We start from the raw sequence: 12,431 nt of genomic DNA on the forward strand, positions 1-12,431 counted from the left end.
GTGTGTTTTAGGGTCAGCCCATGACCGCTAGCGTGGAAACGATCAACCCCGGTGACGTCCGTACGCGCACGGAGATCCGTGCAGCCTTCGCCGTTGGGCCCGCCCCGCTCAGGCCTTTCTCAGCAGCCGCGATCCGAACCAGTCGTCCTTGTCCCGCACACCGGGCAGGACGAAGAAGTAGCCGCCGCCGAACGGGGTGATGAAGCGGGCGAGCGGCTCGTGTTCGAGGCGGCGCTGGACGGTCGCGAACTGCCGCTCCGGGTTCTGCTGGTAGCCGGCGAAGACCAGCCCGAGGTTCATCCGCCCGTTGTGGTCGTAGCCCTCGTTGTAGTTGTAACTCCGGCGCATGAAGCGGGACCTGTCGGTCTTCTCGGTGCGCGGATTGGCCAGCCGGATGTGGGAGTCCAGCGCGATCCGCTCGCCGTGCGGGTCGTCGTGGTAGTCCGGCGCGTCCGCCTCCTTCCGGCCGCCCAGCGGCGCGCCGCTGGCCTTGTGCCGCCCGAAGATCCTCTCCTGGCGCGCCAGCGGTACCTTGTCCCACTTCTCGACGTGGAAGCGGATCAGCCGCAGCACCTGATAGCAGCCGCCCAGTGCCCAGTCCGGCTCACCGCACGGCGGCGTCACCCACATCAGCCGGTCCATCTCCCGGCCCGACGCGGTGTCGGGATTGACGATGCCGTCCTTGAAGCCGAGGAAGTTGCGTCGGGCACCGGAGGGCCGGGACGGATTGAGGAAGGCATCCGTGCGCCAGCGGGGCCGCAGTAGCCCGTCCGTCTCCCGCCCCAGGTCACGCAGCACGTGGACGATGGCGTCCGGGTGCTCGGCGCAGACCTGCAGCGAGAGGTCCCCGTGGCAGCGCGACGGCTCCAGCCGGTCGTCGGGGAACGCCGGCATCGCCTTCAGGTGCCGGGGCTTGTGCCCGGAGAGCCCGAAGCGGTCGTCGAAGAGCGAGGCCCCGACGCCGAGCGTGATGGTGAGCGAGTCGGGCGTCGGCCGCTCGGCGGCGACCTGCTCGTCCTTCGGCTTGACCCCACCCGTGAGCACCCGAGCCCGGTGGGTGAGCGCCTGGAGCAGGTCCACCAGGCCGTCGCGGTCGTCGGCCAGCACATCGAAGCCGGCGAATCCCGCGAAGAGCTGCTGGGGCGTCACCACGCCGGCCTGGTGGTGGCCGTGGAACGGCACCTTGTCCGGCAGCCGGCCCTCGTGCCGGCGCACCCCGTCCGCCGGGCGGTCCGCGGCGGCGGCCTCCCCGCTCAGCCCCGTGGTGGCCGCCACTCCGGCGAAGCCCGCCGCACACCGGAGGAAATCCCGGCGACCGTCGTCCCGTACCAGCGCACCTCCGGCACCGGCCTGATCACGTCTCATCGTCCCGCCCTCCTGACTGTGTCAACCGGCACCCGTGTGCCTGCCCCTACGTATCCGGGATGGTTGCTGGCCGCGGTGCGGGCGACGGGGAGCAACACGGTCTCGGAGCCGGATATCACGCATCGGGCCCCGGCCGGCCGCCCGAATGGCGCAGCCGGGCCGCCCTGCGCGCGACAGCGCCCCGGAGCGCTCCTAGCGTCACCCCTGTGACCTGCACTCACACGGCCCCGAACCCGGGCGGCGCACCCGCCGGGGCGGCTCGGCATGTGCCCCGCACCACCCACGAGCCCCTGGACCGTTACCGATGAACGCCTTCACCGACGAGAGCAGAGCCGCAAGCCGGCGCACCGGCATCGAGGAGGCCGCGACGACCGAGGAGACGGCCGCGGGCGCCAGGTCCGCCCCGACCGACGCGGACCTCCCCGCCGAGGAGAGCGCACCCGCCGACGAGCCGCTCCCGTTCTCGCTGCGGATCGAGAAGGGCCATGCCGAACCCGAGGAACTCGCCGCGCTCACCGTCGTACTGCGGGCCCGGCTCGCGGGCGGATACCCCTACGTCGACGGCGACCGGCCCGAGGCGCGCCCGGCCGACCGGCGCCACCCCCAGGGCCACCGCGCCGGCCGCTCGGCCTGCTGGTCGGGCTGCTGGACCTGCAGCTGACGGCGCCGACAGGGGATCCGACGGGCGGTCAGCCGAACAGCGCCAGCAGCACCGACGCCGCCGCCACCACGCCCGCGCCGAGCGCACAGCCGAGAATCACCTTCTGCTGCCAGGGCGCCGGGCGCCCATCGCGCAGCGCGCTCCCCCTCCTTCCGTACGGCTCGATCCGCCCCATCGGCGTCAGCGGCTCGGTCGGCCCCTGCGGCCTGCCCTGAGTCCCGTCCGGCCCGGGGCGCGGGGAGCGGCGCCGCCGCCCCTCGTCCTCCCGCCACGGCAGTGTCATCTCGCTGCGCTCCTCGCCTCGTTGTTCCGCCCCGGCGGACCGCCATAGGTGCACGGCGCGGTGGGCCGGCTTCCGTGCCGTCCCCTACCCACCCGGAATGCTCCTGCGCGCGGCGGCAGGGCAGATCACCCACCCGAGCCGCTGTCAGGACCGCGGCCCGGCCCGTCCGGGGAGGCAACGGGCGGCCAGGGCGGCGGCGGTGAGGAAACCCCCGCCGCCGAGCAGCACCGCGGTGTGCAGGCCCGGGACGAGGTCGCCGGCGGCCAGCGTGCCGAACAGCGCCACACCGACCGCGCTGCCGGTCTGCCGGGCCGCGTTGAACACCGCGGCGGCGGCCCCGCTGCGCTCCCCGGGCGCGGCCTCCATCACCGCCGCGGTGGCCGCCGGCATGGTCAGCGCGGTGCCGAAGCCCGCGCCCGCCATCGGTGCCACCAGCGCGAGGTACGGCGTGCCCGGCCCGGCCACCAGCCAGCCGCACAGCCCGGCGGCGCCCACGGCCAGGCCCACCACCATGGGCAGCCGCGGTCCCGTACGGGCCGTCAGCCGGCCGGCCAGCGCGGAGCCCGCGGCCACCAGCCCGACGGCGGGCAGCAGGGCCAGGCCGGTGCGCAGCGGGCTGTAGTGGTGCAGACGCTGGAAGTACAGCGGGGCGAGGAACAGCAGCCCGTAGAAACCGGCGTTGAGCAGCACGCCGATCGCCGCGGAGGCGGAGAAGGCCGGCGCCCGGAACAGCCCGAGCGGCAGCATCGGCGCGGCCGAGCGGCGCTCCAGCACCACGAACCCGGCGAGCCCCGCAGCGCTGCCCGCGAGGGCGCCCAGTACCACCGGGTGCGTCCAGCCCAGCGCCCCGGCCTCGATGCAGCCGGCGGCCAGGCCCCCGAGGGAGCCGGCCGCCGCGAGCTGCGCCGGAAGGTCCAGTCCGGCGCGGGTCCGCCCGGCGGCGGGCCGCGGTACGTGCCGTACGGTCAGCAGCAGTGCGGCCAGACCGGCCGGCAGGTTCAGGAAGAACACCGACCGCCAGCCGAGCCCGGCCACCAGGACGCCGCCGAGTACGGGCCCGGCCCCCGCGGCGAGGCCGGCGACGGTGCCCCAGACCCCGAACGCCCGGGCGCGGGCCCGCGCGTCCGGGCAGGAGGACCGCAGCAGCGCCAGCGAGGACGGCACCATCAGCGCCGCCCCGAGCCCCTGCACCAGGCGCGCCAGGACCAGGACCGACACGGTGGGGGCCAGTGCGCACCCGGCGGAGGCGAAGGTGAACACGGCCAGCCCGGCCAGGAACACCGTCCTGGCGCCCAGCCGGTCGCCGAGCCCGCCGCAGAACAGCAGCAGCCCCGCGAACACCAGGGTGTAGCCGTCCACCACCCACTGGAGCGCGGTCACCCCCGCCCCCAGCCGGTCGCCGATGACCGGCAGCGCCACCGTGACGACCGTGACGTCCAGGATGACCATGAAGTACCCCAGGCACACGGCGACCAGTGGCAGCGGGGACGGCCGGGCCGGGGCAGGCCGCCTGGCGGTGGCGGTGGCGGTGCTGAGGGCGGGCAGCGAGTTCATGCGGTCAGTGTCCGGCCGGATCGTTGCGGCATCCGCCGAAACGTCCCCGCCGTGCGGCGCCGGGCACCACCACGTTTCGCCTGTTGCCGAAGCATGGGCGGCGTACGGTCGGGACATGGATGCCCGGACCGAGACCGATGTGGCCCATGTCGCGGCGGCCATCGGCGACCCCTCGCGCGCCAAGGTCCTGCTGGCCCTCGCCGGTGGCGGCGCGCTCCCGGCCAGCGCGCTCGCCGCCGAGGCCGGCGTCAGCAACTCCACCATCAGCGGCCACCTCGCCAAGCTGCTCGACGCCCGGCTGCTCACCGTCGAGCACGACGGCCGGCACCGCTACTACCGGCTGGCCACCACGGACGTCGCCCGCGCCCTGGAACAGCTCGCCCTGATCGCCCGCCCGCTGCCGGTCCGGTCGCTGAACGAGGACACCCGCGCCAGGGCGCTGCTGCGGGCCCGGCTCTGCTACGACCACCTGGCCGGACGGCTGGGCGTCGCGGTGATGGACGCCCTGACGGACAACGGCGTCCTGGCGGCCGAACCGACCGCGGCGGCCGCCGGCGACACCGCGGTCGCCTACGTCCTGACCCCGGACGGCCGCCGGCAGCTGAGCGCCTTCGGCGTCGACCCCGACCGGCTGCCCCGCCGCCGCGCCAGCATCCGTTACTGCGTCGACTGGGCCGAGCGCCGTCACCACCTCGCCGGTGGCCTGGGTGCCGTGCTCACCGCCCGGATGTTCGCCCTGGAATGGCTCCGCCACGGCCGCTACCGCCGGGTCGTCCGGCTCACCGACGCCGGCCGGGAGGGACTGGCCACGACCTTCGGTGTCCGCGCCGACCAGCTCTTTTGACCGCGCTGTGGACGGTTGCCCGCTGTCCCGTGATCGTCGAGTAGGGTCCGGCGAGCCGGAACAGCGAGCAAGGAGTCCGTTTTCGTGGGAGCACGTCAGGAAGCAGCGGGGGCCGGGGGCGGTGGCGCCCCGGAAGTGCAGGTGCAGGAGCGGCGTCTGCGCCGGGACCTGGGGTTCTGGGGGCTGACCGGCATCGGTTTCTCCAACATCGTGGGCTCCGGATGGCTGTTCGCTGCCATGTACGCGGCCCAGACCGCCGGCCCGGCGGCGCTGCTGTCCTGGATCGGCGCGGGTCTGCTGTGCGGGCTGATCGCCCTGGTCCTGATCGAGCTGGGAGCCTCCCGGCCGGAGGGCGGCGGCACGGTCCGCTGGCCGCTGTTCGCCAGCGGGCGTCTGGTGGGCACCCTGGTGGGCTGGTCGACGCTGCTGTCGGTGGGCGGCACCGCGGCCGAGATCAGCGCGATCATGCAGTACGCCGCGCACTACCTCCCCGGCATCTACAACGGCCACACCCTCACCCTCTCCGGGCTGGCCCTGGCCACCGGGCTCAGCGTGCTGCTCACGGTGCTGAACTGGTACGCGGTGCGGATGTTCGCCAAGCTCAACAACCTGATCTCGGTGTTCAAGATCGCCGTGCCGGTGATCACCGTGATCGCGCTGATCGCCTCCGGCTGGCACTCCGGCCGGCTCACCGACCACGGCGGCTTCGCCCCGTACGGCTATGTGGCCTGCCTGACCGCGCTGGCCGGCGGCGGCATCGTCTACTCCGTCAACGGCTTCCAGGCCCCACTGGACTTCTCCGGCGAGACCCGCAACCCCCGCCGGACCATCCCGGGCGCGGTGCTCACCGGCATCGCCCTGGCCCTGGTCATGTACCTCGCCCTGCAGGTGGCGTACCTGTTCAGCGTCCCCGAGAACCTCCTCGGGCACGGCTGGCAGGGGGTCTCCTTCGACTCACCGTTCGGCCAGCTCGCGCTGATCCTCAACCTGCACTGGCTCTCCAGCCTGCTCTACGCGGACGCGGTGATCTCGCCCGGCGGCTCCGCCTACGTCGGGGTGGCGATCGACGCGCGGCACACCTATGCACTCGCCAAGAACGGCACCATCCCCCGGTACTTCATGAAGGTCAACGAGCGCTACGGCATCCCGCGCCGGGCGCTGGTGATCAACCTGCTGGTCATCGTGGTCTTCCTGCTGCCGTTCGGCGGGTGGCAGGACATCGTCAGCGTGATGGGCGACATGTACCTGCTGATCTACGCCGCCTCCGCGGTCGCGGTCGCGGTCTTCCGCGCCGAACCGGGCGGGCACACCGCGGGCTGGGTGCCCGGGCTGCGCTGGATCGCCCCGCTCAGCTTCGTGGTGGCCAGCGAGTTCGTGTACTGGTCGGGCTGGCAGGACCTGCGCCTGGCCCTGCCCCTGGTGCTCGTCGGTGTACTGATCTTCCTGGTCATGCACCGCCCCGGCGCCCGCGGTGGCACCGCAGCCGTGGAGAGCGACGGCGCCGGCCCGCGCCGCCCGCTGGGCGCCGAACTGCGCACCGGCGCCTGGCTGGTGGTCTACCTCGTCGCGCTGACCCTGCTCTCCTGGCTCGGCACCTTCGAGGGCTCCGGTCGGCTGCCCGCCCCGTACGACACGATCACCGTGGGCGTCCTCGCGCTGGGGGTCTTCTTCTGGGCGGTCCGCTCCGGCGTCCGTCACCTGGTGGTGGGCCGCCCGGCTGCCGGGTGAGGCCGGCACCCGGTCGGACGGGACTCAGGGAGCACGGCGGCTCGCCGTGCTCCCGCCGCCGGCCGGGTACCGACGGCGGCCCGTGCGGGCCTGACCAGGAGCCGCTGCCGCTGGCCGGGGCCGTGCGTGTGACCGCTGCCCGCTTCCCCTCCGTCAAGCGGAAGTCACAGCGCAGAAATATGATGAGTGCCGAAAGGCGGGCTCCCCTTCACGAGCCCCATGAGGCCAGGTCAGCAAGCCAACGCGGATCGCCGTGGGGAGCGCGCTCCCGCAGTGGCCCATGCACCGATGCACCTTGGAGCGATCCATGCTTCGGCGTCGTCCCCCGCGGTCGGCGAGCGCCGACGACCTGCTGACCACGCTCGGCAGGCTGACCGCCCAGGCCCGGGAGGGCGCCGAGAACCAGCGGGCCCGGGTGGAACTCGCCGAAGCGCTGCAACGGGAGATGCTGCCGACGCGGCTGCCGGGGCTCCCCGGGCTGCGCACCGCCGCCACCTACACACCCGCCCGGCACGGCCTCGACATCGGGGGCGACTGGTACGACGGCTTCCCGCTGGCCGACGGGTCGCTCGCCTTCTGCATCGGCGACGTCCAGGGCCACGACGTGGAGGCGGCGGCCTTCATGGGGCAGATCCGCCTCGCGCTGCGCCATCGCCACCCACGCCGCCGACCCCGGCGAGGTGCTCAGCCGCGCCAACGACCTGCTGCTCTCGGTGGACTGCGGACTCTTCGCGACCTGCACCTTCGTCCGCTTCGACCCAGTGGCCTGGGAGATATCCAGCGCCCGGGCCGGGCATGTGCCCGCCATCTGGGCCACCACCGACGGCCGCAGCGGACTCACCGCCGACCCCGGGGGACTGCCACTGGGCATCCTGCCCGGGGAGACCTACCCCGTCGCCCACCGGCGGCTGCGCACGGCAGGCGCCTTCGTCCTGCTCACCGACGGGGTCGTGGAGGGGCCGTCGTTCCCCATCGAGGCGGGCCTGAACCAGGTGGCCCGGCTGGTCAGCGCCAACGCCGGGGGAGAGCCCGAGACGGTGGCCGCGGCGGCGATGAGCGTGGCGGAGTTCACCGGGCACACCGACGACGCCGCGGTGATCGTGCTGCGCTTCGACGGCGACGACGGGAGGCGCCGGGTGAAGCGCGGACCGGGCGCGCGTGTCGCGGACGACGCCCGGCCGCCGGCGTTGTCTGATGACTGACGTGGTGCGCCCCGAGGAACTCCGTCGTCCCGCACCGGCCGCCCTGACGATCCTCCTGCTCGCCGGCGTCTACTACGCCTCCGCCCGGATCGGTCTGCTGGAGCAGGTTGTGATCGCCGGTGCCGTGGTCAGCCCGTTATGGCCACCCACCGGCATCGCGCTGAGCTGCCTGCTCCTCCTCGGCCTGTGGACCTGGCCCGGGATCGCCCTCGGCACCGTCCTGGTCATCGCCACCCTCACCCGGCCCGACCTGGCCGGCATCGGCGTCGTCGCCGGCAACACCCTCGCCCCGGTGTGCGCCTGCCTGATGCTCCGCAGGGCCGGCTTCCGCGTCGAGCTGGACCGGCTGCGCGACGGGGTGGCCCTGGTCGCCCTCGGGGCCTTCGCCGGCATGCTGATCAGCGCGACGCTGGGCAGCGGCACCCAGGTACTTTCCGGCCAGCTGCCGCCCGGTGACTTCTGGCCGACCTGGGCGGCGTGGTGGGCGGGGGACGCGATGGGCATCCTCGTCGTCACCCCGCTCGTGCTCGCCCTGCGCACGGTCCGGTGGCCGCCCGGGGTCCCCGGGGTCCGCTGGGCCGAGGCGGCCGTACTGGCGGCCGCCGCGGCCCTGGTCTCCTTGATCGCGGTCCGTAGCGAGCTCTCCCTGCTGTTCCTGGTCTTCCCACTGATCGTGTGGGCGGCGCTGCGCTTCCAACTGGTGGGCGCGGCGCCCTGCGTGCTGATCGTGTCGGTCCTGGCGATCTCGTCCGCGATCCACCGCGCCGGGCCCTTCACGGGCCAGAGCCTGCTGGAGGCGATGGTCAATCTGCAGGCGCTCAACGCGTCCGCGGCGCTCACCGCGCTGCTGCTGTCGGCGATCGTCACCGAACAGAACGCCGTCCGGCGCAAGATCGAGCAGGCCTGCCGTGAACTGGCCGAGGTGGTCGACCGCCTCGCGCCGGGAGAGACCCGGCGCCGCTGGCGACCGGACGACGAACGGCCCTGACCCCGGCCGGCTCAGTCCCGGAGCAGCTCCCCCAGGTCGTACCCCACCGGCTCCTCCAGCTGGGCATACGTACAGCTCTCCGGCGTACGGTCGGGCCGCCAGCGGCGGAACTGTGCGGTGTGCCGGAAGCGGCTGCCCTCCATGTGGTCGTAGCCCACCTCGCACACCCGCTCCGGGCGCAGCGGCACCCACGACAGGTCCTTGCCGCCGCTCCACCGGCTCGGCCCGCCCGGCATCCGCCGCGCGGCGTGCGCCGCCTCGTCCGTCCACGCCCCCCAGGGGTGCTCGGCGGTCTCATCCATCCGCAGCGGCGCCAGCTCCTCCACCAGCCGCTGCCGCTTGGCCATGGGGAACGAGGCACACACCCCGACGTGCTGCAGCTGGCCCGCCTCGTCGTGCAGCCCCAGCAGCAGGGAGCCGACCACCGGCCCGCTCTTGTGCAGCCGGTAGCCCGCGACGACGCAGTCGGCGGTCCGGGCGTGCTTGATCTTGAACATGGCGCGGTCGCCGGGCCGGTACGGCAGATCCAGCGGCTTGGCGACCACCCCGTCCAGCCCGGCCCCCTCGAACCGGTCGAACCAGCTGCGCGCCAGCTCCTGGTCCGTCGTCGCGGGGGCCGTGTACACCGGCGGCCGGGCCGGCCGCAGCGCCTCGACGAGTGCCTCCCGGCGCGCCGCCTGTGGGGTGTCCAGCAGCGAGGCGGTGTCCAGGGCCAGCAGGTCGAAGGCCACCAGGGAGGCCGGGGTCCGCCCGGCGAGCGTACGGACCCGGGAGTCGGCCGGATGGATGCGCTCCAGCAGCTCCTCGAAGTGCAGCCGCCCGTCATGGGCGATGACGATCTCGCCGTCGACCACACAGCGCGGCGGCAACTGCTCCCGGGCCGCCGCGACCACCTCGGGGAAGTACCGGGTGAGGGGCTTGGTGGTACGGCTGGCGATCTCGACGTCCGCGCCGTCGCGGAAGACGATGACCCGGAACCCGTCCCACTTGGCCTCGTACTGCATGCCGGCGGGGATCTTCGTCACCAGCTTCGCGAGCATGGGGGAGACCGGGGGCATCACAGGCAGGTCCATGGTCCCGATCCTGAGGCCCGGCGGCCCTTCCCGCGCGCCGGGCGGCGCTGCAGCGGGGTCTTCCCGGCGCGCGGCGGCGCCGCCCGGACCCTAGCGTGGAGTCATGGCCGGAGGCGAAGCGGTGGAGCTGGACGTCGCGGGGCGCACGGTGCGCGTGTCGAACCCGGGCAAGACGTACTACCCGGAGCGGGGCTTCACCAAGCTGGACGTGGCGCAGTACTACCTCGCCGTCGCCGACGGGGTGCTGCGCGGGCTGTGTGACCGGCCCACCACCATGCAGCGCTTCCCGGACGGCGTCGAGGGCGAGTTCTTCTACCAGAAGCGGGCGCCCAAGGGGCTGCCGGACTGGCTGCCCACCGCCCGTATCGCCTTCCCCAGCGGACGGTTCGCCGACGAGATGTGCCCCACCGAGCCGGCCGCGGTGCTCTGGGCCGCCAACCTGGGCTGCCTGACCTTCCACCCGTGGCCGGTCCGCCGTGGGGACACCGACCACCCCGACGAGCTGCGCATCGACCTCGACCCGCAGCCTGGCACCGGCTTCGCGGACGCCGTAAGGGTCGCCCACGAGCTGCGGGCGCTGCTGGACGAGCACGGGCTGCGCGGCTGGCCGAAGACCTCCGGCGGCCGGGGCGTGCACATCTATGTGCCGATCCGGCCGCAGTGGACGTTCACCGAGGTCAGACGGGCCGCGATCACCCTGGCCCGGGCGATGGAGCGGCGGATGCCGGAGCTGGTGACCTCGGCGTGGTGGAAGGAGGAGCGCGGCGCGAAGGTCTTCGTCGACTACAACCAGATGGCCCGGGACCGGACCATCGCCTCGGCCTACTCGCTGCGTGCCCGCCCCCGCGCTACGGTCTCCACCCCGCTGCGCTGGGAGGAGCTGTCCGACGCCGAGCCGGAGGACTTCGACCTGCGGACCGTGCCGCCGCGCTTCGCCGAACTCGGCGATGTGCACGCCGACATGGCGGACCAGGCCTTCGGTCTGGAGTCCGTGCTGGAGCTCGCGGACCGGCACACGAAGGAGGAGGGGCTGGGCGACCTGCCCTACCCGCCGGACCATCCGAAGATGCCGGGCGAGCCGGCCCGGGTCCAGCCGAGCCGGGCCCGCAAGCACTGAGCCCGCCGGCACCGTCGGAGCCCGGCCACACCGCCCCGAACGGCCCCGCGGCCCCCACAGCCCTGCGGCCCCCACGGCCCTGCGGACTCGAACGGCCCTGCCGACCCGGGCGCCACCCAGACCGTGCCGGCCTCGCCGTTCGTCCGCCGGCGGGAGCGGCCGGCCGCCGTCCCGGCATGCGGAGCCGCCGCCGGGACGGGATGATGCCGCACGTGGCGAAGGACAGGAACGTACCGGAGGCGAGGAGCGGGCCCGCACCGGCACGGCGGGCTGACCGGGCGGGAGCGTGAGCCGGCCGGCGATCGACTACGCGGCGGTCTTCCAGGCACTGCCGGGCGGAGTGCTGCTGCTCAGCCCCGAGTTCGTGATCCTCGACGTCAACCAGGCGCTGCTGGACCGGACGGGGCGGGAGCGGCACCGGATGGTGGGCCGCTACCTCTTCGACGTCTTCCCCGAGAACCCGGCGGTCGCCGAGGCGGGCGGGATGCGCAACCTCCTGGCGTCCCTGGAGCGGGTGGTGGCCACCGGCAGGCGCGACGCCATGGCGCTGCAGCGGTACGACGTCGAGGCGCCGGGCCGGCCGGGGGTGTTCGAGGAACGGTACTGGAGCCCGGTCAACACACCCGTTCTCGACGCCGAGGGACGGGTGCTGCTGGTCGTGCACCGGGTCGAGGAGGTCACCGAGATCGTGCGCGCCGGTGTCCGGATGCCCCGCGACCGGGAACGGATGGAAGCCGAGCTCTACACCCGGGCCCAGGAGCTCCAGGAGGTCAACGACTGGCTCCGGGCCTCCCATGCCCGGGAGCGGCAGGTGGCGGTGGCCCTCCAGGCGGCGATGCTGCCCAGGCCCCGCCCGGTGGCGGGGCACCGGGCGGCGGTGCGCTACCAGCCCGCGATCAGCGCGCTCAACGTCTGTGGGGACTGGTACGACCTGTCCGAACTGCCCGGTGACCGGATGGCGGTGGCCGTCGGCGACGTCGTCGGCCACGGGCTGGACGCCGCCTGTGTCATGGGCCAGCTGCGCAGCGCCCTGAGCGCGGCCGCCCGGGTCGCCCGGGGACCGGCCCAGGCGCTGGAGGTGCTCGGCATCTATGCGCGGTCGGTGGCGGGCGCCGAATCCACCACCGCGGTGCAGGCCCTCATCGACTGGCGGGCCCACACCCTCACCTACAGCAGCGCCGGGCATCCGCCGCCGGCGCTGGCGCACCCGGACGGCACGGTCGAGCTGCTGGACGCGGCGACCGATCCGCCGCTGGGGGCGCGGCCCGATCACGTCGAGCGTCCCGAGGCGCAGGTCTCCTTCACCGAGGGAGCGGTGCTGGTGCTGTACACCGACGGGCTGATCGAACGCCGCGGCGAGGACATCGATGTGGGGCTGGCGCGGCTGGCCGGCTCCCTAGCCCGGCACCGGGAGGCCGACGCCGAGGCGCTGGCGGATCGGCTGCTGGCCGAACTGCTGCCGCCGGGCGGGGCCACCGACGACACCGCGCTGGTCGTCATCCGCCTCTGAGCGGTCCGCCCGGGCGACCTGCCGTGCCCGACGGATACCGCGACTGGAGTAATTCATGGGGCCGTTGGAGTGGCTCTTCGTCGTGCCTGCGAGGTTTGCGATGCCG

10 protein-coding genes and 1 pseudogene are annotated in these 12,431 nt (G+C 74.0%); 7 read left to right on the forward strand and 4 right to left on the reverse strand.

Going from position 1 to position 12,431, the window contains the following annotated elements; genetic code table 11:
* Positions 1-108: 108 nt before the first annotated feature.
* Positions 109-1,365, reverse strand: a complete 1,257-nt coding sequence (locus tag AB0G84_RS20885) for a Dyp-type peroxidase (RefSeq protein WP_361322578.1) — start codon at positions 1,363-1,365, stop codon at positions 109-111.
* 304 nt (positions 1,366-1,669) lie between these two features.
* On the opposite strand from AB0G84_RS20885, the gene AB0G84_RS20890 reads away from it, so the two are divergent.
* Positions 1,670-2,026 carry an acyl-CoA carboxylase subunit epsilon gene (locus AB0G84_RS20890; protein ID WP_361322581.1) on the forward strand — a complete coding sequence of 119 codons (357 nt, stop codon included), beginning with the start codon at positions 1,670-1,672 and terminating at the stop codon, positions 2,024-2,026.
* Between the two features lie 28 nt (positions 2,027-2,054).
* Here AB0G84_RS20890 and AB0G84_RS20895 read toward each other — a convergent pair whose 3' ends face one another.
* Together AB0G84_RS20895 and AB0G84_RS20900 are read right to left on the reverse strand one after the other, a co-directional pair.
* The gene (locus AB0G84_RS20895; protein ID WP_361322584.1) at positions 2,055-2,309 is read right to left on the reverse strand and encodes a hypothetical protein; all 255 of its coding nucleotides are present in this window, start codon (positions 2,307-2,309) and stop codon (positions 2,055-2,057) included.
* Positions 2,310-2,453: 144 nt separating this feature from the next.
* Entirely contained in the window at positions 2,454-3,863 is a 1,410-nt protein-coding gene (locus AB0G84_RS20900; RefSeq protein ID WP_361322586.1) for an MFS transporter, read from the reverse strand.
* 115 nt (positions 3,864-3,978) lie between these two features.
* Between AB0G84_RS20900 and AB0G84_RS20905 the strand changes: the two genes are divergently transcribed.
* The 4 genes and pseudogenes from AB0G84_RS20905 (at position 3,979) to AB0G84_RS20920 (ending at position 8,625) form a co-directional block, all read left to right on the forward strand.
* On the forward strand, positions 3,979-4,707 hold the full coding sequence (locus AB0G84_RS20905; protein WP_361322589.1) for a helix-turn-helix domain-containing protein: 729 nt from the start codon (positions 3,979-3,981) through the stop codon (positions 4,705-4,707).
* A 156-nt stretch (positions 4,708-4,863) separates the two neighbouring features.
* Positions 4,864-6,435 (forward strand): APC family permease, encoded by a 1,572-nt coding sequence (locus AB0G84_RS20910; protein WP_361323138.1) that lies wholly within the window; start codon positions 4,864-4,866, stop codon positions 6,433-6,435.
* Positions 6,436-6,742: 307 nt separating this feature from the next.
* Positions 6,743-7,637: pseudogene (locus AB0G84_RS20915) on the forward strand (PP2C family protein-serine/threonine phosphatase).
* Between the two features lies 1 nt (position 7,638).
* Positions 7,639-8,625 carry an MASE1 domain-containing protein gene (locus tag AB0G84_RS20920; protein WP_361323140.1) on the forward strand — a complete coding sequence of 329 codons (987 nt, stop codon included), beginning with the start codon at positions 7,639-7,641 and terminating at the stop codon, positions 8,623-8,625.
* A gap of 11 nt (positions 8,626-8,636) precedes the next feature.
* Here the strand turns inward: AB0G84_RS20920 and AB0G84_RS20925 are convergent, their stop codons facing one another.
* Positions 8,637-9,698, reverse strand: coding sequence for an ATP-dependent DNA ligase (locus tag AB0G84_RS20925; protein ID WP_361322591.1), 1,062 nt, complete (start codon positions 9,696-9,698; stop codon positions 8,637-8,639).
* 103 nt (positions 9,699-9,801) lie between these two features.
* On the opposite strand from AB0G84_RS20925, the gene ligD reads away from it, so the two are divergent.
* Both ligD and AB0G84_RS20935 read left to right on the forward strand, forming a co-directional pair.
* A complete protein-coding gene (gene ligD, locus AB0G84_RS20930) occupies positions 9,802-10,815 on the forward strand; it encodes a non-homologous end-joining DNA ligase (RefSeq protein WP_361322594.1) in 1,014 nt (337 codons plus the stop codon).
* Between the two features lie 286 nt (positions 10,816-11,101).
* Entirely contained in the window at positions 11,102-12,325 is a 1,224-nt protein-coding gene (locus AB0G84_RS20935; RefSeq protein ID WP_361322597.1) for a SpoIIE family protein phosphatase, read from the forward strand.
* Positions 12,326-12,431: the final 106 nt, after the last annotated feature.

Origin of the sequence: Streptomyces sp. NPDC020742 (assembly GCF_040641675.1) — a bacterium.
In the GTDB taxonomy this organism is placed as follows: domain Bacteria; phylum Actinomycetota; class Actinomycetes; order Streptomycetales; family Streptomycetaceae; genus Streptomyces.